We start from the raw sequence: 23,433 nt of genomic DNA, 5'->3' as shown, positions 1-23,433 counted from the left end.
TACGCATTGGATTTTAAAGGTTAATAATTAGAAATATATTGGGTTACCTATTGCCTAGTATTATGGTGTCTCCACGAGTTTCATAAGTGATGGGAGAGGTTAGGCTAATTAGTTCGATTACATTATCAAGGCTATTGTTGCAGATCACTCCGGAGAAGCGGTGTTTTTTGATACGTTCGGATTTAAATATTATTTGGACATTATACATCCTGTTAAGTAGCACGGCAATTTCTTCCAGCGTTTCTCCATTAAAGACAAGATCATTGTTTCGCCACATTTTTGCATACGATGAATTATCCAGTTTATGCATTATCAGCTTGCCAGAACTCCGTTCAAATGTAGCGTTTTCGTCAGGAGAAAGAATAACGTTATCTCTATCGGAAGAAACACGGACCGAACCGGAAAAAGTGTTGCGATGATTTGAGAGTCTTCCCGGTAGGCTTTTACATTAAAAGTAGTTCCTAAAGCTTCTACATTCATTCCCGCCGTTTCTACAATAAATGGTTTCTCCTTATCCTTAGCTACTTCGAAATATGCTTCGCCTGTCAATGACACCACTCGTTGGGTGGCTCCATAATTTGCATTGTAATGCAGTTGGGTATATGAATTTAGCCAGACGACTGTACCATCCGGTAAGGTAATATTTGCCCGTTGGCCTTTTCCTGTCTGGACAAGATAGCTCTTGTCCGTTACTGTGGGTTCTGTGAGAGAAACTGTATATAAATGACCTCCTATTCCTGCTCCTATGATTAAAAGAATGATTGCTGCATACTGGAATAAACGTCTGATTCGCATTGTCCGTTTCTGTTTGAGTCTATTCAACTCTTGTGCAGCATTATGCATTTGACTTTTGACCCGTTCAAACATACGTCCTTGTACTTCGGCAATGAGCTTGTTATTAGAGCCTTTCCAGGTTTCCTGATAATAGTTGGATAACTGTTCTTTTGCTTCCTGACTGTGGAGCCAGTCCGACAGTATTCGTTCTTCATCCGGAGAGGTTTCTCCCCGCATAAAACATTCTAATAATAATATATTCGTATTCTTCTCCATGGGCTTTTATTATGTATATCTCCATGGAGCCAAGAATCCTTACAGGGGGCAAAGATTTTACTCTGTATTTAACACTATTTAAAATTATAAGAAAGAAAAAATAGAGCCAAAGCTACAATTTCATTAGCTAATTTAGAACGTAAGAAATGAAGGGCACGATATAATTGCGTTTCAACTGTTTTTTCAGATAGAGACAATTGGGTTGCTATTTCTTTATTTGTCAGATGTTGTTTCCTGCTCATGAGGTAGATTTTCTTCCGGGAAGAGGGTAACTGTTCTACCAGCTCGTCTATATATTCTTGTAGGGAGTCGGTGTCAACGTCTATTTCAAAGTGCTTGTCGGCATCAGTTTGTTTGATTGAATCCAGAAAACGTTCCGAGAGCAGCCGCTTCTCTGTTTCTTTATATACCATGTTGCGTGCTATCGTGAAAAGATAGGCTTCAAAACCTTCTTCCGGTTTGATATCCTGATGTCTTTCCCAAATCTTCAGAAATACATTTTGAGTGAGGTCTTCTGCTAGTGTTCTATCATATAGAAGTGAATGAATAAAGTGGAATACACGTGAATTGTATTTCCAGAAAATAGTATCAAAGGCTTTCTCATCACCTTTTTGTAAAAGTGATAAAGTATGTGTATCTATTTTCTCTAAAAATTGATCCATATAATTTTGTGTTTTCAGTTTCTTTCAGAGAACATTTAGAGAAGCATAAGTCTCTTAATCGTTGTTTATAAGGGAAAATATATGCTCTTTTAATGTAAAGGTTTTAAATGGATGGCAAATATAAGGAACATTTTTTATTTTAAATTCTTTTTATAAAGAAAATATGTTGGTTGGTCGAATGTACGGAAAAGTGTATTTTATGAGATTGAATGAATAAGCGAGATGGGTGTTTCTATTGTAATAAAGGGTTATCTGATTATAAATAGTGAGGCCTGCAAATTCGATTGACTCAAAATTTGCAGGTCTCATCTTTTACTTAAAACTGATCCTTATATTAAAGACAATTTTAAAAAGTATTATCGAGGTAGATTATTACTCCACCCCTCTGTTTGTATAACTCCAAAACCTGAATTGACTTCAAAAGAAGGTATTGGGTACACAAATTTTGCGATGTTGAAATTAGTGTACGATCCATCTGCTACACTAATAATTTTGCCTAATCTTCTTGCATCAAAGAAGCGATGTCCTTCTTGAACCAGTTCTAATTTTCTTTCTTTATCAATGGCATCAATAACCGTTTGATCCTCTGCAATTTCACTGTCATCCAAGTCCGGGTTTCTTTTTGCAGCTACTTCCAATAGTTTTTCTTTGGCTTTGCCATAATCAGGAGTTGACTGTTTTGCATATGCTTCTGCCTGTATTAAATACATTTCAGGCAGTCTGAAAACCGGCAAATTAGAAATCTGATTATTGGTTGTAATACCACGCATTTTTCCACCAGTCCACGTATCGCCAAGAAGTGCCAGACGAATATCATTAGGTGAATATTCTGCTATTGTTGCGCTGTTAATAGACAAACCGTATTTATTCCATAAAGTATTCAGAGCATTAGCGGACAAATAATCATCTTCGGCTTTTGCTATAAAGAAAATGTCTTCTGTCGAAACAGCTAATGTCGTGTACATATTCTTATAGTCTTCTTTGGTTGATACAATTGTACCGCCACTTAGGGTTATTGCCTCTTGAGCCGCTGTAATAGCCCCTTCGTAATTTTTCATATAGAGTTTTACGCGAGCTTCAAGTGCAGCAACTGCAGCCGTATTCATATACTGTTTACCTACATTTTCAACACCTTCTTTAGCATAATATTCTTTAGCCTTCGTTATATCATCAAGAATCAGGCTATAATTTTGTTCTACACTGACTCTTGACACCTGTGAATAGGCAGGAACGGGTTCAGTAACGTTCACGATACCTAATGTCGTTTTATTGGCTTCCGAATATGGCAAACCGAACATATTAGTCAAATAGAAAGAGCAGAGGGCTTTAATTGCATAGGCTTGAGCGATGCATCCTTCCACTTCTGCCAGATCCCCCTTTGTTACTTCTTTAAATGAAGCACCTTCTTTAATGATACGTGCACAACGGTCGATAGCCCAATATCCGTATGCCCATATTTCTTCTATGTATGAATTAGTATCCAGTATCTGATAGCGGAAGATGTCATAGAAATGAGACGTTGCAACGGAATGTGAAGTGATATCCGTTGGCGCATCTCCAATTGCTAATACATCACGTCCCAGAAAACGATATGAACCTAATGTGTAATATACACCATTTAGAGCATTCTGAAAATCTTGGGTAGTAACCAAGGCTTCTTCTGTCGGAACAGAAGTTGATGGCGTTTCTGTCAAGAAGTCATCGCATGCGGTGAATGAAATTGCCATCCAACCGGTTAATAAAGCAAATAATATTTTCTTCATTGTCATAAATTTCTAAAGTTATTTTTTTAGAAGCTGAGATTAAGACCGAACATGATATTTCTAGCTACAGGATATGCCCAAGACTGCATACCGGTAGATCTAGTTTGTGGATCAAATCCTATAAAATCTTTAGCAGTGATAGTGAACAAATTGTCAGCAGAGATATAAACTCTTAAATTGTCAATAGCTACTTTATTCATAAGGTTCTTTGGAAGAGTATATCCTAAAACCATGGATTTCATTCTTAAATAAGAACCGTTCATTAAGAAACGGCTGGAATTAGTTTCTGCTCCCGAGTTGTCTCCAGCTACGAATTTGGGTACGTCGGTTATATCTCCCGGCTTTTGCCAGCGATTGTCATAAACATAGTTAGACACCGGGCCTAAGAAATAATGTCCAACCTGCATGTCAAATGCAAATCCGGAGTTATACACTTTATTTCCCAGGGTGAAACTGGTATCAAAAGAGAAGTCAAAACCTTTGTATTTGAAATTCATTCCAAAGCCACCATAAAATTTAGGATCGGCGGAACCTACAATTCGCTGACCGGCCTCATTTACATTTTTTGTTTTCTCATCCCCTTCTTGTCCTTTATACCACATTGCTTCTCCTGTTTCAGGATCCACTCCTGCATATTCCGGCATATAGAATGTATTATATGCTTCGCCAACTTTTCTGATAGTTAGAGTATTCTCAATTGGTTTTTCTGTGGCAAGTTTTATGATTTTATTTTTATTTGCCGTACCAGTGAAACGAACATCCCAACTGAAATCCTTATTTCTAAGTACGTTAGCGTTAATCAAGAATTCTATACCTTTGTTTTCCATCTCACCTACATTTTTTCAGAATAGACCCGAACCCAGTTGTGTAAGAAAGTGGTACATCAAATATCATATCTTTTGTCCGTTGGTTATAATAGTCTACTTCGAGTGTCAGTCTTTCGAAGAAAACAGCATGGATACCGATATCGGCTTTCGCAACAGTCTCCCATTTAAGATCCGGATTGGCTATTTGGTAAGGAATAGCTCCAGGTTTGCCATTATAAGAATATCCATAATTATACAATCCCATTGCTGCATAATAACCAATATCCTGATTACCTACAGTTCCATAACTACCTCTGATAGTCAAATCTGTCAACCAGCTTTTGGTGTTTTCCATAAAGCTTTCGTTAGAAATACGGTATTTTGCTCCTATAGACCAGAAAGGAGCCCATTTGTTGTTTATACCAAATCTCGACGAACCGTCATAACGGAAACTGCCTGACAGATAATATTTATCATTCAAATTATATTCTGCATTCATAAAGAATGAAGAAAGAGTGCTTGCTTTGGTTGAAGATCCCGCCCCTGTTGGTTTGGAAGCATTGTCCAGTTCAAAAACAGCATCACTAGGATATCCACTGGCAGCTGCATAAATTGTTCTATAAGATATTTTCTGTGCTTCTTGTCCCAACAATACATTCAAATGATGCATGTCTTTGAAAGTGCGGTTGAAGTTTACGGTATTGGTAATGGTTAAGGTTGTTGCCCTTTCTTGGTTTCTTTGACCAAGCATACCGCTACCGGAATATTGAGGATTATAAATTGAACTGTAAAAGAACTCGTCCAAGTCAATCAGGCTCAATCCTGCATTTGTCTTCCATGTTAAGCCATCAATAATATTATAAGTAAAATATGGATTCACAACCAATGTAATCTGCTTTTGATTACGTTTATCACCTTTTTCTTTATCGTTAATAGCTACAGGATTATAATTAACATTTGTATTATATGTTCCGTCTTCATTGCGCACCTGTTCAAACGGACGGATGTCATATACTGCTACAATAGGATTAGTATATTGGCTTTCAGTCATCGTGTTGTTTATATCGGAGAGTGCTCCATTCACAGAAAGTCCATATCCTATCCGCCCGCTTTTTCCATCTAAACTAATACGTCCGCTATAGCGTTTCATTCCAGTTCCGATGACGATACCTGTATTCTGAAAATATCCTCCACTAATATAATAGCGCAAATTTTCATTCCCACCTTGAGCACTGATATCATATTCTTGTGAAAAACCATTTTGCAGAATCTCCTTCAGCCAATCCACACTCTTGATATTTTGCGTCAAGTCCACATTATACCAATCCATAACATAGGCATTCAGCCATTCAGCAGAAGTCATGCCATCTTCACCGTCATATCCTGCATTTGTTAGTCCTTCAGTCCAGATTTCTTTGTATTTATCCAGATTTGTCGTACGGTAATCATGATTTATCTTACCAATAAAGCTAGTTCCGACTTTTGCGTTCACATTAAAACGCGCTTTTCCCAGACTACCTTTTTTAGTAGTAACTACAATTACTCCATTCGCTGCACGAGCTCCGTAAATAGCCGTTGCTGTAGCATCCTTCAAAACTGTGATGGACTCAATGTCGTTAGGATTGATATTAGCCATCGGACTTGCTGCCATATCCCCTGTTCCGGCTTTGTTATAAGCTCCCATTTTGTCTGTGTAGATGGCAATACCATCAATTACATATAAAGGTTCAGTTCCGGAGTTCATTGAACCGACCCCACGAATAGTAGTAGAAGCATATGCACCAGGTTGTCCAGTCAAGCTGTTTACTTGTAAACCAGCAACTGATCCTTCCAAAGACTTCATAAAGTTTGCATCTGTTTTTTTCATCAAGTCCTTGTTATCCACCGTTTGGGCAGATCCCGTAAATGCCGCTTTTTTAGTTACCCCATATCCGGTTACCACAACCTCATCTATTAGCTGTGCATCAGATTTGAGAATCACTCGCAAATTGGGCTTTATCGCCACTTCCTGAGTCTGCATGCCGATATACGAAATCTGCAAAGTCTTTGCAGAACTTGGTACATTTGATAAATTAAAATTACCATCTACATCTGTGATTGTACCTTGAGTAGTACCTTTTACTAACACAGAAGCGCCAACAACTGGCTGCCCGTCTTCTTCAGAAATCACAACGCCTGTGACCTTTTGAGTTTGGGCAGTTACTAGACCTATGCCCACAAAAAGGCATGCCAATAACAGCATTAATTTTCTTTTCATAAAATCTCTCTTAAAGTTTAACTTTACATTATTTGTATCTTTACTCTAACAATTTGCAAATATATTAATAAAACTGAAACTAACAACTATATTGATAAAAAAAGGTTGCAAATATAACATTTTGTTATTTTTTATACTGAATTTATGTTGAAAAGCATGTTTGTGTTAATTAAAAACGTTGATCAATAAAGCAAGTAATAGCTTTTTGCATAAACAAAATGTATATTTTAATATTTCTTTTACTCGTTTTTGGTCATAAAACGTCTTTAAAAGTTGTTCTTTTTGCTTTTTCCGCAAAAAAAGGAATAAAAAAGTGGCATTTAATTTTAAGTTTTGTGAATACCAAGTGATTTGAGGATTTATTTTTTAGAGATATTAATGCTTATTTGCCTCTAATATAGCACAGAATCACGTCTAATTTGTTCTATTATTAATTAAAAAATAAAAGTATGGAAAAGATCAGTTACAACCTTGTGTTTAACAGAAAGAAGAGATTGAATAAAAGAGGAATGGCATTAGTTCAGGTAGAGGCCTACTTGAACAGAAAAAAAATGTATTTCTCCACCAAAATATATCTCAAACCGGAACAGTGGGATACCAAACGAAAAATGGTAAGGAATCATCCTAATGCGAATGTCTTGAATCGTATGTTATATGAAAATATAGCGGCTATTGAGCAAACAGAACTCGGGCTATGGCAACAGGGAAAGTCCATATCGTTAGATTTATTAAAAAATTCTATTGATAAACCCCTAAGCAATGGAAGGTCATTTTTGACTTTTTTTAAAGAGGAGATAGCTAATTCTTCTTTGAAAGAGAGTACCCGTCAAAATCACCTTTCCACGCTTGAATTACTTCAGGAATTCAAGAAAGAGGTATTATTTACCGATTTGACATTTGAATTTGTGTCTTCCTTTGATAATTACCTGCAATCTAAAGGTTATCACCTTAATACTATTGCCAAGCACATGAAGCATCTGAAACGATATATTAATGTTGCAATAAATAAGGAGTATATGGATATACAGAAGTATGCCTTTAGAAAATATAAAATTAAAAGTATAGAAGGAAGCCATACACACTTAGCTCCGGAAGAGTTACACAAATTTGAGAATTTACAGTTGACAGGAAGATATACGAGACTGCAAAAAACAAAAGATGCATTTTTATTTTGTTGTTATGCAGGATTACGATATTCTGATTTTACTAATCTGACCTCTGCAAATATTGTTGAGTTTCATCAGGAAACTTGGATAATATACAAATCTGTCAAAACAGGTATGGAAGTACGTCTTCCTTTATATTTATTATTTGAAGGTAAAGGAATCCAGATATTGCAACGCTATAAAGATGACCTCAACAGTTTTTTCAAGTTAAAAGACAATTCCAATATTAATAAGGAATTAAATATATTGGCAGGTCTGGCTAAAATTGATAAACGTGTATCGTTTCACACCGCCCGTCATACAAATGCTACCTTATTATTATATAATGGTGCCAATATAACTACTGTACAAAAACTATTAGGGCATAAAAGTGTAAAGACCACACAGGTATATGCAAATATAATGGATATTACAGTGGTGCGTGATCTTGAGAAAACTGCCTCTTCAAATAATAATAAGCACAAAGGCTAAACGAAAGTGTTCTGTTTTTAAGATTTGGTTTTAGAAATGGAAGGTATAATTTTCTCTAATAGAAGAAAGTGTGTATAATTAAATGAAAGGATATGCAATATAAGTTCCGAAAACGCATATACATAATCTAAATATACATTATTATTACGAATATTATTACTCGTCCCATTTAAAGGAATAAAGCGTTCCTTTAAAAGGAACGAGTCATTGGTCGTAGAGAAGCCTTTGCTTTCTTTAAAAGGAGAGGATTAAAAGCTAATTTATAAACCTGACGACCTCTAATAGCTACTAAAATTCGGTATTTCTGGTTCTACCATTTGTTCATCAGATAAATGACAAATGGTTCCTTTGATATAGTTATATGTAATTATGCAATCTATTTGATATAAAAAAAGTATATAACCATCCAATATGAATATTCATTAATCATATTCTCTGCGATTTTGAGGAAGATTTGAGTCCGCCCCTGCATATTTAAAAATATACAGTAATAAAATATGCATTTTTTCATTTGGAGTTTTTCTTTTTCATAGGTTATTGTTTACTAATGGATATATTATTATAATCAGTAATTATTGGATATAATTTAGAACAAGAAAACCCATCTTCAAGCGTTAAGATGGAAATAATTTTTAGTTTATATCATATAAGATAAGAGCTTAAACAATTAATTAATAGAAGGTTATGTCCTATTTTTGATAGAAATCTGGTATCATAAATCAGCAATTTAATATGTTTGACAGGTGTTTAACATATTGATAATCTGCACAATAACCACAACAAAAGATTTATTGTCACAAGAAAGTAAATAGGTATATATTGTTAGTAATCAATATATTATACTTGTATTTAGTTCTGCAAAGACTTTGCAGATTTCGTACATTGGTATGCAGACTCAAGAAGTAGCTATCAAATCTAATTTAAAGGTAGTACTTAGGTCTGATGCCCAGCAAATTGATGAAGTTGTTGTTACAGCAATGGGTATTAAACGCTCCGAAAAAGCATTAGGGTATGCTGCGACTTCTGTGGGAGGTGACAAAATTGCGGAGAGTCGTACTTCCGATGTTATGTCAAGTTTAGCAGGTAAAATTGCGGGGGTTCAGATTTCCAGTACTTCATCAGATCCTGGTTCTTCAAATTCTGTAATTATTCGTGGTGTTAGTTCACTATCGGGTACAAATCAACCATTATATGTAGTGGATGGTGTACCATTGAATAACTCTACAGTATATTCTACAGATGGTTTGAACAGCGGATATGATTTTGGTAATGGAGCAAACGCTATTAATCCGGATGATGTGGCAAACATGACAATTCTAAAAGGTGCGGCAGCAACTGCTTTATATGGTAGTCGTGCTGCAAATGGTGTAGTCATGATCACAACGAAAAGTGGACGAAAGAATAAAGGTGTTGGTATTGAGTACAATGGCGGTGTACAATGGTCTACAATTTTACGTTTACCGGAATTTCAGAATGAATTTGGTATGGGATGGAACGGTAACCATACGGAGTTGGAAAATGGTTCTTGGGGACCTCGTTTTGATGGTTCAATGCAATTATGGGGAAATGTGTATAATAACTCGCAAAAGTTGAAGCCTTATGTAGCAATGCCTGACAACATTAAAGACTTTTTTGATGCCGGGTTCAGGTATAGCAATAGCCTTTCATTTAATGGAGCAACAGACAAAAGTGATTATTATGTTTCTTTCTCTCAAATTAGCGACGATGGTATGATTCCAACAGACGCTGACAGTTATGACAAATATACCTTTTCCGCACGTGGCAGCCATAAGGTAGGCGCATTAACATTTTCTTCTTCATTAAACTATGCCTATCAGAAAAATAAGTTTGCTACTACGGGGCAAGGGCTCTCTATGCTAAACTCCCTCTATCAATCACCACGCGATGTCAGTATTATAGGGCTGGAAGACCAGAATGATCCGTTTAACACTCCGGGCTATTATTATACTCCTTATGGCGTGATGAATCCATATTATATTCTGGAAAATTATTTGAACGAATATGAATCTGAAAGATTTTATGGCAAATTCCAATTAGATTATGAATTCTTGAAATATTTCAAATTCACATATCGTATGGGATTGGATACTACAACCGGCCAGAGCGATAAAGGAAAACCTAATTTATATGCTCTTTATTACGAAGGAACACCCAACGGAGAAGGACAAGGTTCCAGTAGTCCATTCTCTGGTGAGACAGGACAATATACAGAACAGATAACCCGGCGTCGTGAAATTAATCAAGATATTATGGTTAATTTCAATATGCCGATCAGTGATTTTAATATCAATGCGTTAGTCGGATTCAATGGAAATGAGCGTAAAGTCTCTTACCAATATTCGGAGGTAAACGATTTGACTATCCCGACATGGTTTAACTTGAAGAATTCTGGTAAAACTCCAATTGTTGAACAACATTTGGAACTTAGACGTCTGATGGGTGTGTTCGGACAGTTTGAAGGTTCTTGGAAAAACATGCTGTATCTGACAGTTACAGCTCGTAACGACTGGTCTTCTACTCTTCCGAAAGGGAACCGCAGTTTCTTCTATCCGGGTTTTACCGGCAGTTTCATTTTCAGCGAATTATTAAATAGTGATTTAAGCAATATCATTTCTTTTGGTAAAATACGTGCCAGCTGGGGTAAAACCGGTAATGATGCTGATGTGTATATGGTTAATCCTGTATATGCACAATCTTCAAATAGAATACCTTTTGGATACCTCACCTTCCCGCTAGGAGGTGTCAATGCTTATTCGGCAGGTAACATTTTAGGTAGTAATACACTAAGTCCGGAAATGACGACAGAGGCTGAAATCGGTTTAAATATGGCTTTCTTCAAAAATCGCTTGTCTTTCGATGTTTCTTATTATAATCGTAATACTGACAAACAGATTTTTTCTTTAGCCATGGATCCGGCTTCAGGCTATACAGCGCAAAACATGAACTTAGGTAAGATACGAAATCGTGGTATAGAATTGTTAATTAGTGGAACTCCGATCAGAACTAAAGATTTCAGTTGGGAACTAACATGGAACTTTACAAAGAATTGGAGTAAAGTAATCAGTTTGCCTGAAGAACTGGGTGGTATTACAAATATTTATGGATTAAATGGGGGAACTAGTATGTACGCTATTACAGGAATGCCTGTCGGAGTATTCAAAGCGCAAGTAGCTGAACGCGACCCTCAAGGACGAGTTGTTGTCAACTCTTCAACAGGTCTACCTGTTGAAGCTGGTGAGTTCGGAATCTGTGGAGATATGAATAATAAATATCAAATGGGCGTTTCTACAACATTGAGATACAAAGGTTTAAGCTTGGGTATTGACTTTGATATCCGTCAGGGTGGAGTCATGTATTCACGTACCAAAGATATTAATTATTTTACAGGTAATGCAATCCAGACTACTTATAACGATCGAAATCCTTTTATTGTGCCAAACTCTGTAAATAAGATTGTAAATGGAGATCAAATTACTTACGTAGAAAATACAACGCCCATTACCAGTTCTAATATTTATAAATACTGGGGCGACGGAGGTTCCGATCTGGGAAGTTGCTTCCTTGTAGATAAATCGTATGTAAAACTTCGCTCTGTAGTATTAGGTTGGGATTTGCCAAAAAGATGGCTGGCCAAAACACCTTTTCAGGCAGTGAAAGTTTCCGCATATGGTAATAACTTATTCATCTGGACCCCATCCAGCAATACATTTATTGATCCCGAAATGACTTCATTTGGTAATGATCTTGAAGGCAACTATGGAGAATACACAGCTAATCCTAGCTCACGCCGTTTCGGTTTCAACTTAATGGTTAAATTTTAAACAGGAATAAATATGAAGAAAATATTATTATATGCATCATTGGCAACAACGGCATTATTTACAAGTTGCGACTTGGATATCAACAACGACCCGAACTATCCGATGAACGATCAGGTAACAGCCGACTTGATATTCCCTTCCATTAGTGCTTCTATCGCTTCGGCAGTAGGAGGAGAAATTTATAATTATGCAGGCTTTTTCGCCCAATACTATGAACAAAAGCCGGAAGCGAACCAATACAATACTTTATGTGAGTACACTTTTACAGAATCATCACAGCAAATGGACTATTCATATAGAATCTTGTTTGCAGGTGCTTTAGAAGATGCCAAACAGGTTTTGGAAAAGACGACCAATCCGGCAGACCGTTTTGCCACCACTATCTTGAGAGCGTACACTTTTCAAATAATGGTAGACAATACAAGCGACTCTCCTTATTCTGAAGCCTTGCAAGGGAATGCCAATGCAACACCCAAATGGGATAATGGCGAAACTGTATATAGAGGCGTATTGGATGAAATGGATGCAGCAGAGTCAGCCTTGGATGGAAGTGGTATGGACGTACCGGATTTGGTGTTCAATAAGGATCTTGCTCAATGGAAAGGATTTGCCAATGCTCTCCGTCTTCGTATGTATCTACGTTTCATTGATGCCAATATAGACGTTGCCTCTTACACAGAGAAAGTGAAAAATCTGGTACAAAACAATGAATTCTTTACCGGAGATGTTAAATTAGACTGCTTTGTAGATGAAACAGACAAACGTAATCCATGGTATAATACAAATGCAGTAGGATTGACGGGTAATCATTGCGCTGCATATCCGCTGATTTCTTATTTGAATAGTACAGGAGACCCACGTATTGCCTATGGTATTAACAAAACGGATGCAGATGGAAAATATGTCGGACAACTTCCTGGAGGAAAAACACATATGCAAAGCATATTGGGTACTGATAATTGGAAAAATAAAAATGTAAGTGCTATTGATTATTCCATCGGTCCAACAAAACCTGTTTACTTTTTTACTCAGGCTGAATTACAATTCTTAATAGCAGAAGTTTATATTCGCTTTCTGAATGATGACGCAAATGCGAAAAGTGCATATGAAGCAGGGGTAACTGCTGATTTTGCTGTTCGCGGATTTACAGGACAAGAGAACACTATCTTAGAGGGAGCATGTGCATGGTCTACAGCTTCCACATCAATTGAAAAACTGAATTTGATTTATATGCAGAAATGGGTTTCTCTTTTCTATATGGACCACATGGAAGCATGGAGTGAGATCCGACGCACAGATTGTCCGCAACTATCTTCTTATTCGGCAGCACAGATACAAGCTAATGAATCAATATACACTCCGGGAGATTTAGTTGCACCATGGACCAATGGGCTGGAAGCAGGCGGACTGATGAAACGGATGACTTATCCGTTAAGTGCACGTCAACAGAATGCAAATACTCCTGCAGGGGTACCGGGAAGTACTCCTATCTGGTGGGATATCAAATAAAAAATAACTTAGCAAGTTTTACATATGAAAAAAATAGCATATAGCATATTGATATGTTTGTCGTTTGTCTTCGGGTCTTGCGACAAATCAACGGATGATACCTCCAAGGTTACCTACTTCGTAACGTTAGAAAGACTGGGTGACACAAAGATTGTTTTAGAAAAAGGGCAACCTTATGTAGAGCCTGGATACTACGCAGAAATGAATGGGGAAGATATCACATCATCCGTAGAGATAAAAGGAAATGTTGATGTAAATACCCCGGGTATTTATAACTTAGTGTATGCGGCATATAATGAAGATGGTTTTGCCAAAACCTTTACGAGAACAGTATATGTAGCAGATAACACTCCTTCTCCACTACAGTCCGGGATTTATACTTTGGCTGAAGGAAGCAAACGGACAGTTCCTTCAGTTGTGGCTTTTAGTGGATATGAGATTGTAATATTTCAAATAGAACCGGGAATATTTTATATCACGGATTTCTTGGGAGGCTGGTATGATCAGCGTACAGGCTACGGACCAGATTATGCAATGGTTGGAAAATTTGAATTAAATGAAGACAATACCATTACTCCTATAGAAAGTTATGTTGCAGGCTGGGGAGACTCTATGGATCAAATGACTAATACATCGTTGGATCCTGCAACAGGAACTTTGAGATGGAGCATCGATTATGCCGGTCAATTATCTTTTGATATTATAGTAAAAAAATAAAAATATGATTATGAAGAAATATATGATATTGCTTTTGGCTTCACTGGCTTTTACAGTTGTGGCATGTGATGACGACACAGAACCAGGTGGTACTGCTATTGAAAAAATGGCTGGTGACTGGTGGGTTACAGTGAATGCAATAATTGATGGAGAAGAAGTAGAAGACCCATATGGTGCCGGACATATACAAATGAGTACTTATAATACCGCTAGCAACAGTAATACTGAAATGTGGTTGGATGATTTAAATAATTTTTGGGAGTATAAATTGAAAGTGAATGTGAACTATGCCGAGCGGACTTTCTCAACTCCTGATTTTGTGAACAATGTTATTTATGAATCTAAAGTAAAGATCAGTGATGGGAAAGTATTAGAGAATGCAGCGACAACTCCTAGTGGTATGCCTGCTGATAGTATTGTATACATGGTACAGTTTGATGACGATGAAAATGGATTAACTTATAAAGTTTCCGGATTCCGTCGTACTGGATTTCCTGCTGACGATTTCTAATTAGAAAACCGTACAATCATATAAAAGGCTACTTCGAATTTCGGAGTGGCCTTTTATATCTCATAATCATTAAATATATAAGGAGAAAAAGTTTTGCAATATTTACAAGAGGTTTATCTCCACTAGAATAAAAAGAGCAAACTACATTTTTATTGAGAGGTTTACTAATATCTGACTAATTATATACAAATGAAGATGCCTGAAAACAGCAAGATACTACTTACCCTATATAAATATTTTTAGTTAAACTATTATTTACCTGATTATTAACTCATTGTGTGTTATTTGGGTAGAGAAATAGTATCACATATGCAAAATGAACTGTTCGCGTTTTTTCTTGTAATCAGCTGTTAATTAAATATCTAGTTCATTATTAATCAAATAATACTTTTTTTTTCACGTGTTTGCGTGAATGATAACTGTTTAGCATTCAATATATTACAAAATTATTAGTTCTGCAAAGACTTTGCAGATTTCGTACATCGGTATGCAAACTCAGGAAGTGGCTATCAAGCCTAAAATGAGGGTGGTAATGAAGACTGATGCAGAAGCATTGGACGAAGTGGTAGTCGTAGCTTATGGTACGGCTAAGAAAGAATCATTGACAGGTTCCATTTCAGTGGTTGATTCAAAAAAGATAGAAAAGCGTCTTACCACTAGTGTGACCGGAGCGCTTGAAGGGTCTGCACCCGGTGTTCAGGTAAATAATACATACGGGGAACCGGGTAAAGCGCCTTCTATCCGTATACGTGGTTTCGGGACATTGGTTTCAGGAGCTTCCGATCCATTGATTGTTGTAGACGGTGTGCCTTTTGATGGAAATATTGCTGAATTGAACTCTAACGATATTGAAAGCATGTCTATCTTAAAGGATGCCGCTTCTGCCGCTTTGTATGGAAATCGTGCTGCTAACGGTGTTGTGTTGATTACAACAAAAAGCGGGCGTGGCTCGGATAGACCAACTATTACTTTGCAAATAAATCAAGGTATTTATAATCGTGGTATTCCGGAATATGAACGGCTTGGCGCTAATCAATGGATGGAAACATCATGGATGGGGTTGAAAAACTATGCCATGACCGGTAGCTTGGGATATAACGAAGCTGATGCCGCAGATTATGCCACAAAGAATATTATAAAGGGGTATGCGCGTCGCAATATTTATGATGCTCCTGACGATGCTTTATTCGATGCCAATGGCAAACTGATAGCCAATATGTTACCAGGGTATGATGACCTTGACTGGGCAAAGGACATTGAACGCAATGGATACCGTCAGGAATATAACTTATCCGCCAGTTCCTCTTCCGAGAAACTGAATGTTTATTCCTCTATTGGTTATCTGAATGAAAAGGGATATATCATTGCTTCCGGTTACGAACGTTTCTCCGGACGTATTAATACTGTTTATACTCCAAACAAATGGTTGAAAGCGGGGGTTAACTTAAACGGGTCTATAACTAAGAGAGATTACAATGACAATGCTACCGGAGATTATTTTGCCAATCCGTTTTATACTGTTCGTTATATGGCTCCGGTATATCCGTTGTTTATGCACAATGCCGATGGCTCTTATGCTTTGGATGAATTTGGTGAAAAGCAATATGATGTTACTTCTTCTTATTTGAGTAATCGTAATATTGCTTACGAATTGCGTAATAATAAGGAAGAAAGCCGTCGCAATGTATTGGGTGGACAAGCATTTGCTACGATTAATCTGCCGTATGACTTTTCAGTAACAGTCAAGGGGGATATGAGCAACAGCACTTCGAACAATAAGAAATATGATAACCCCAAAATTGGTGACGGTGCCACAAACAATGGACGGTTGACTAACTATGCTTACCAGTATACCAATTATACTATGCAACAATTAATAAACTGGAATCATACTTATAAGAATATACATAATGTGGATGTGATGCTGGGGCATGAAAATTATAGCTGGCAGCGTAAAGTGACCTATGGAATGAATACGGGTATGGCTGTCGATGGTAATCTGACGATGGGTAATTTCCTTACTAATTCTTATTTCGCTGGTTATGATGACGAATATAAAACAGAGTCTTATCTAGCGCGTGCACGTTATAACTATGATGAGCGCTATTTTATTGAGGCTTCTTTCCGTCGTGACGGTTCTTCCCGTTTCCATCCGGACAATCGTTGGGGGAATTTCTATTCATTGGGTGCAAGTTGGAATGTGAAGCGCGAAGCTTTTATGCAGAATATCGACTGGGTAAACCATTTGAAACTTCGCGCATCGTATGGCGAAGTGGGTAACGACGCAGGCGTAAGTTATTATGGTTATATGGCATTGTATACTATTGACAAGAATGCTAATGAGGCCGCTTTGTTGAAAAAATCTTTATCGGCTCCGGATATCAAATGGGAAACTACCCAGACATTCGATTTCGCTTTGGAAGGTCGTTTGTTCGATCGTTTGAATTTTGAGATTGGCTATTTTGACAAACGTTCCAAAGACTTGTTGTTTGAAGTGAGACTGCCACTTTCGGCTGGTTCCTATCCTTGGGTGGATGATGGTGCACCGATGAACCTTACTCAATATCGGAACATTGGTACGGTGTCCAATCGTGGTTTTGAAATTTCTTTGGATGTGGATGCCGTCAATAAAGGAGACTGGAAATGGAATATCGGAATGGACGCTACTTTTCTGAAGAATAAGGTGATTAAATTGCCGGATGGAAAAGATATCTTGCACGGTAGACAAAATTATTCGGAAGGTCATTCTATTTATGAATTTTATACCTATCATTTCGTTGGAGTTGATCAAATGACCGGACAGTCGCTTTATACCCTTGATCCTGATAAAAAGGATGCTGCCGCGGAAAATGATGCGCTGACTACGATTAATGGTACGGATTATACGACTATAACTTCTTATGGAAAGCGGGATTGGGCAGGCTCTGCGTTACCTACGGTTTATGGTTCTGTACGTTCTACGCTTACTTGGAAAGATTTGAGCATGAATGTTTTGTTAACCTATGGTTTGGGTGGTAAAGTGTATGATGGTAGTTATCAGGGGTTGATGGGCTCATCAGTGATGTCATCAGGTTCCGCGTTGCATAAAGATGTGTTGAAATCATGGAATGGAGTTCCTGAAGGAATGACTGCTACATCTGCTGACCGCATTGATCCTAATGGAACACCCGCTTATGATTTTAACCGCGCTTCTGATAACAACGCTGTGAGCGACCGTTGGTTGGCAAATGCTTCTTACTTGGTATTCAAAAATTTGAATTTGTCTTATAGTTTACCGAAGAAATGGTTGAATCATTGGGGGATTGGTGGATTGACATTGACTGCCGGTGTTGAAAACCTCTTTACAGTCACTGCGCGCAAGGGATTGAATCCGCAATTCTCATTTAATGGTGAATATGATGATACTTATGTAACTGCTCGAGTTTATAACTTGGGGCTGACTGTCAAATTCTAAAGACTGGAACATTTAAAACAATAAGAATAATTATGAAAAAATATATCAATAGATTGTTTATAGGAGCTTTAGTTGCAGGCGCATCTTTACTGGTATTTTCTTGCAGCAGCGACTATCTTAATACAGCTCCAACCGACTCTATCGGAACGGGCGATGCTGTCGGTACAACCGACAATGCCATGAAGGCATTGAATGGAATTGCTAAGATCATGACTACCCAGCAATATTACTTCGGTGGTGGCTTTTGCGGTGAAAACAACATTATGATTCAATATGAAAGCTATCCGAGCGAAAACTACAATTATAACTATTATGCGAACGGATGGGCGCCCATTTTCAATCAGACGTTTCATAACCGCACAAATAGCATTTATGATGCATACGCATGGTACTATTATTATACGATTATTGGTAATGCGAATACCATTATCTGTAATATTGACGCAGCGGAAGGAAGTGATAGCGAAAAGAATTTCATCAAAGCGTCTGCACTGACATTTCGTGCGTATGCTTTCGAGAAGCTGACGCATTATTATTGCTGGCGTTGGCAAGATTCCAACAACGGGGCTTCTCAAGGCCTTGTCCTCCGGTTGGATGAGTCGACAGGCAGTATGCCTTACTCTACATTGGCGGAAACATATACGCAAATTTATAAAGATTTGGATGATGCTATTTCTCTTTTTCAGCAATCTGGTTTTGACCGTGAAAATGGAAAAGTTTGGATTCCGAACATTAATGTCGCCCACGCTGTTTATGCTCGTGCTGCCTTGACTAAACAGGATTATGGGAAAGCTCTTTCCGAAGCCAAACTTGCCCGTGAGGGATATCCGTTAATGAACAACGCTGATTATCAGAATGGATTCTGTAATCCTACAAGTGAATGGTTGTTTGGCAGTTTCGGTAGCTCCCAAGAAAATAACTGGTATTGGAGTTATGGCACACAGTATGCTTGTAACGGTTATTATGCGAACAAACAAGGTGCATATGAAGGTGCCGGAGCTATTGGTCGCGAATTAATCAACCGGATTCCTGACAATGACGCACGTAAAGCATTGTTTCTGACAGAGGATAAGTTTCCCGGATATGATTGGACGGATGAGGATGTGTTAGATCCTGATTATGCTATTTTCTGGGACGATGCTTTGAATAGTGACGTGAAAAATTATATAGACAGAATAGCCGTGTCCGGTTTGGAGGCTCCTTATCAGGCTGGAACTTATTATTTGGGTGCACAGTTGAAATTCTATGTGTTCGACACTCCGGGAGTATCTTATTTGCCCTTCATCCGTTCTTCGGAAATGGTATTGGTGGAAGCAGAAGCCAATTATTTTTTGGATAAGCCAACTGATGCGCAAGCTGCATTGGTTGATTTGAATGCTACTTCCGGACGTAATCCTTCATATACTTGCACCAAGATTGGTGATGATCTTTGGAATGAAATCATGGATTATCGTGAACTTGAACTTTGGGGTGAAGGTTTTGCATGGAGTGACTACAAGCGTTGGAACCGTCCCGTGGTACGGAAGTCTGTTGCACAAGGTGGCAATGCATATCCTTCTGTTGCCATTACTATTCCTGCTGACGGTGTTAATAAATGGACTTGGGATGTGCCGTTGAATGAGACGGACTATAACGATGAACTTCAGTTTGGAGGAAAATAGGAGGCTGTTTGGTATACAATTTCTGAACCTAAGTATATAAAAAATGAGGATAATGTAATATGGGGACTTTTTCAATGTCCTCTAAAACATTGTCCTCTTTTTTTTTGTTATATTTGCACCCGCAATATTATATATAATAAAAGAATGAAAGAATTTGTAATATCCGAAGCCAAAGTAGAAACAGCAGTGCTTGTAGGACTCATCACACAAACGCAGGATGAGCGTAAGACAAACGAGTATCTGGATGAACTGGCTTTCCTTGCCGAGACGGCTGGGGCGGAAGTTGTGAAACGATTTACGCAGAAGTTACCGACGGCTAACTCTGTGACTTATGTCGGAAAGGGAAAGTTGGAGGAAATCAGACAATATATCCATGACGAAGAGGAAGCAGAACGTGAAGTAGGAATGGTCATCTTTGATGACGAACTTTCTGCGAAACAGATTCGTAATATTGAAGCTGAACTGAAAGTGAAGATACTGGACCGTACTTCACTGATTCTTGATATATTTGCCATGCGTGCACAGACTGCCAATGCGAAGACACAGGTAGAACTGGCACAGTATAAATATATGTTGCCACGTTTGCAGCGACTCTGGACTCACTTGGAACGCCAGGGAGGTGGTTCCGGTGCCGGTGGTGGTAAAGGTTCCGTGGGACTTCGTGGCCCGGGTGAAACACAGCTCGAGATGGACCGCCGTATCATCCTGAACCGTATGTCATTGCTGAAAGAACGTCTGGCAGACATTGACAAACAGAAAGCTACCCAGCGTAAGAACCGCGGACGTATGATACGTGTTGCACTGGTTGGTTATACCAATGTGGGAAAATCAACCATGATGAACCTTCTCGCAAAGAGCGAAGTGTTTGCAGAAAACAAGCTGTTTGCAACGTTGGATACCACTGTACGCAAAGTGATTATCGATAATCTACCGTTCCTGTTGTCGGATACGGTAGGGTTTATTCGTAAGTTGCCTACCGATCTGGTAGAATCTTTCAAATCAACGCTGGATGAGGTGCGTGAAGCGGATCTGCTTGTACACGTAGTCGATATTTCCCACCCCGGATTTGAGGAACAGATTGAAGTGGTGAACAAAACACTGGCAGAGATTGGTGGCAGTGGCAAACCTATGATACTTGTATTTAACAAAATAGACGCTTACACCTACGTGGAGAAAGCGCCGGACGACCTTACCCCCGAACAAAGGAAAACTTAACACTCGAAGAACTGATGAAGACGTGGATGGCAAAGATGGAGGACAACTGCCTCTTTATTTCCGCTCGCGAACGAATCAATATAGACGAACTGAAAAATGTAGTTTATCAGCGAGTGAAAGAATTACACGTTCAGAAATATCCCTATAACGATTTTCTTTATCAGACCTACGAAGAAGAGGAATAATTAATCAATATGCTTATGTACTGATGTGCCAACTGGCTGCGTGTACTGCATCGGAATTGGCGCATTGGCATATGGGCACATTAACACATTATTAAAAATGAAAGACTATCGTAGATTGACTGAAGATGAGGTACTTCAGTTGAAGAGTCAGTCGTGTCTGGCTGATGATTGGGGAAATGTATCAGTGGCAGAGGGGTTTAATTGTGAGTACGTCCATCATACCCGTTTCTCGGGTGAAGTGAAACTGGGAGTATTCGAAGCAGAATTTACATTGCCGGGGGGAATCAAGAAACATTCGGGATTACGTCATGTGACGTTGCATAATGTATCGGTGGGCGATAACTGTTGTATTGAGAATATCCAGAACTATATTGCTAATTACGAAATTGGCAGTGATACCTTCATTGAGAATGTAGATATTATCTTAGTGGATGGGTTGAGCACTTTCGGTAATGGGGTGGAAGTGGCAGTCTTGAATGAAACGGGAGGTCGTGAAGTGTTGATGAACGACAAACTGTCGGCACATCAGGCATATATACTTGCACTGTACCGCCATCGTCCCGAACTGATTAACCGCATGAAATCCATTGCGGATTATTATTCCAACAAACATGCTTCTGCTGTCGGCAGTATTGGCAATCATGTGATGATTCTCAATACGGGCTCGATCAAGAATGTCCGGATTGGAGATTACTGCCATATCTGTGGAACTTGCCGCTTATCCAATGGCAGCATCAACAGTAACGTGACGGCACCTGTTCATATCGGACACGGTGTAATCTGTGATGACTTCATTATCTCTTCCGGCTCTAAAGTGGATGACGGCACGATGCTGACTCGTTGCTTCGTCGGTCAGTCCTGCAAGCTGGGACACAATTATTCTGCTTCCGATTCTTTGTTTTTCAGTAATTGTCAGGGAGAGAACGGTGAGGCATGTGCTATTTTTGCAGGTCCTTTTACAGTGACACACCATAAATCTACTTTATTGATTGCCGGTATGTTCTCGTTTATGAATGCGGGTTCGGGGTCCAATCAGAGTAATCACATGTATAAGTTAGGCCCTATCCATCAGGGAACGATGGAAAGAGGAGCGAAAACCACTTCCGATTCATATATCCTGTGGCCGGCACGTGTTGGGGCCTTCTCTTTGGTAATGGGACGTCATGTTAATCATGCCGATACTTCCAATCTTCCTTTCTCTTACCTGATAGAGCAGCGGAATACCACTTATCTGGTTCCGGGAGTTAACTTAAGAAGTGTAGGTACCATTCGTGATGCACAGAAATGGCCGAAGCGTGATAATCGAAAGGATCCGAACCGGCTGGATTATATCAATTATAATCTGTTGAGTCCTTATACCATTCAGAAAATGTTTAAAGGACGTTCCATTTTGAAAGAATTGAAACGTGTGTCCGGTGAAACTTCAGAGATTTACTCCTACCAGAGTGCTAAAATCAAGAACTCCTCTCTGAACAATGGAATTCGTTTTTATGAAATCGCTATTCACAAGTTCTTGGGAAACTCCATCATTAAGCGGTTGGAAGGCATCAACTTCCAGAGCAATGAAGAAATCCGTCAACGACTGAAACCTGATACGGAAATCGGAATCGGGGAGTGGGTGGATGTTTCCGGACTGATTGCTCCCAAGAGTGAGATCGACCGATTGCTGGATGGGATAGAGAAGGGAACGGTCAATCGTTTGAAATCCATCAATGCAAGCTTTGCAGAAATGCATGAGAACTATTATACCTATGAATGGACATGGGCTTATCATAAGATTCAGGAATTCTACGGTCTGGATCCGGAAACGATTACAGCACAAGATATCATCGGTATCGTGAAAGCATGGCAGCAAGCTGTTGTCGGATTGGATAAGATGGTATATGAGGATGCCAAGAAAGAATTCTCGTTGTCTTCCATGACCGGATTTGGTGCTGACGGCTCCCACGACGAAATGAAGCAGGATTTTGAGCAAGTACGCGGTGATTTCGAAAGCAATACTTTTGTGACTGCCGTCTTGAAACATATTGAAGATAAAACAGCTCTTGGAAACGAGCTTATTAGACGTATCGAAAGCATACAAGAATAAAATAAGCAAATGATAAACGGGAGAGTTCCTCCGTTAATTATGTTTTAATCTTTAATTTTTAATCTTTAATTTTTA

At 38.5% G+C, this 23,433-nt stretch carries 8 protein-coding genes and 5 pseudogenes; 9 read left to right on the top strand and 4 right to left on the bottom strand.

Going from position 1 to position 23,433, the window contains the following annotated elements; translation table 11 throughout:
* Window positions 1-43: 43 nt before the first annotated feature.
* The 4 genes and pseudogenes from NXX38_RS00585 to NXX38_RS00565 form a co-directional block, all read right to left on the bottom strand.
* Window positions 44-1,050: pseudogene (locus NXX38_RS00585) on the bottom strand (FecR family protein).
* A gap of 74 nt (window positions 1,051-1,124) precedes the next feature.
* Entirely contained in the window at window positions 1,125-1,712 is a 588-nt protein-coding gene (locus NXX38_RS00580) for an RNA polymerase sigma-70 factor (protein ID WP_074638704.1), read from the bottom strand.
* Window positions 1,713-2,068: 356 nt separating this feature from the next.
* Window positions 2,069-3,481 carry a RagB/SusD family nutrient uptake outer membrane protein gene (locus NXX38_RS00575; protein ID WP_074638703.1) on the bottom strand — a complete coding sequence of 471 codons (1,413 nt, stop codon included), beginning with the start codon at window positions 3,479-3,481 and terminating at the stop codon, window positions 2,069-2,071.
* Between the two features lie 20 nt (window positions 3,482-3,501).
* Window positions 3,502-6,538: pseudogene (locus tag NXX38_RS00565) on the bottom strand (SusC/RagA family TonB-linked outer membrane protein).
* Between the two features lie 449 nt (window positions 6,539-6,987).
* On the opposite strand from NXX38_RS00565, the gene NXX38_RS00560 reads away from it, so the two are divergent.
* From NXX38_RS00560 to NXX38_RS00520, 9 genes and pseudogenes are all read left to right on the top strand, one after another.
* Window positions 6,988-8,175 (top strand): site-specific integrase, encoded by a 1,188-nt coding sequence (locus NXX38_RS00560; RefSeq protein ID WP_258978292.1) that lies wholly within the window; start codon window positions 6,988-6,990, stop codon window positions 8,173-8,175.
* An 851-nt stretch (window positions 8,176-9,026) separates the two neighbouring features.
* A pseudogene (locus tag NXX38_RS00555) lies at window positions 9,027-12,017 on the top strand (SusC/RagA family TonB-linked outer membrane protein); the annotation flags it as partial.
* 12 nt (window positions 12,018-12,029) lie between these two features.
* Window positions 12,030-13,526: a SusD/RagB family nutrient-binding outer membrane lipoprotein gene (locus tag NXX38_RS00550; protein ID WP_258978291.1), complete on the top strand. Its 1,497-nt coding sequence runs from the start codon at window positions 12,030-12,032 to the stop codon at window positions 13,524-13,526.
* Between the two features lie 24 nt (window positions 13,527-13,550).
* The gene (locus tag NXX38_RS00545) at window positions 13,551-14,243 is read left to right on the top strand and encodes a BT_2262 family domain-containing protein (RefSeq protein ID WP_074637983.1); all 693 of its coding nucleotides are present in this window, start codon (window positions 13,551-13,553) and stop codon (window positions 14,241-14,243) included.
* 10 nt (window positions 14,244-14,253) lie between these two features.
* Window positions 14,254-14,754, top strand: coding sequence for a lipid-binding protein (locus NXX38_RS00540; RefSeq protein WP_074638015.1), 501 nt, complete (start codon window positions 14,254-14,256; stop codon window positions 14,752-14,754).
* Between the two features lie 451 nt (window positions 14,755-15,205).
* Window positions 15,206-18,208 (top strand): annotated as a pseudogene (locus tag NXX38_RS00535) (SusC/RagA family TonB-linked outer membrane protein); the annotation flags it as partial.
* Between the two features lie 32 nt (window positions 18,209-18,240).
* Complete coding sequence (locus NXX38_RS00530; RefSeq protein ID WP_258978290.1) at window positions 18,241-19,869, top strand: RagB/SusD family nutrient uptake outer membrane protein; 1,629 nt, start codon at window positions 18,241-18,243, stop codon at window positions 19,867-19,869.
* A 144-nt stretch (window positions 19,870-20,013) separates the two neighbouring features.
* A pseudogene (gene hflX, locus NXX38_RS00525) lies at window positions 20,014-21,269 on the top strand (GTPase HflX).
* A gap of 97 nt (window positions 21,270-21,366) precedes the next feature.
* Window positions 21,367-23,358, top strand: coding sequence for a DUF4954 family protein (locus tag NXX38_RS00520; protein ID WP_148365286.1), 1,992 nt, complete (start codon window positions 21,367-21,369; stop codon window positions 23,356-23,358).
* Window positions 23,359-23,433: the final 75 nt, after the last annotated feature.

Origin of the sequence: Bacteroides sp. BFG-637 (assembly GCF_024793605.1) — a bacterium.
In the GTDB taxonomy this organism is placed as follows: Bacteria; Bacteroidota; Bacteroidia; order Bacteroidales; family Bacteroidaceae; genus Bacteroides; species Bacteroides vicugnae.
This window is presented reverse-complemented; position numbering and strand designations above follow the sequence as displayed.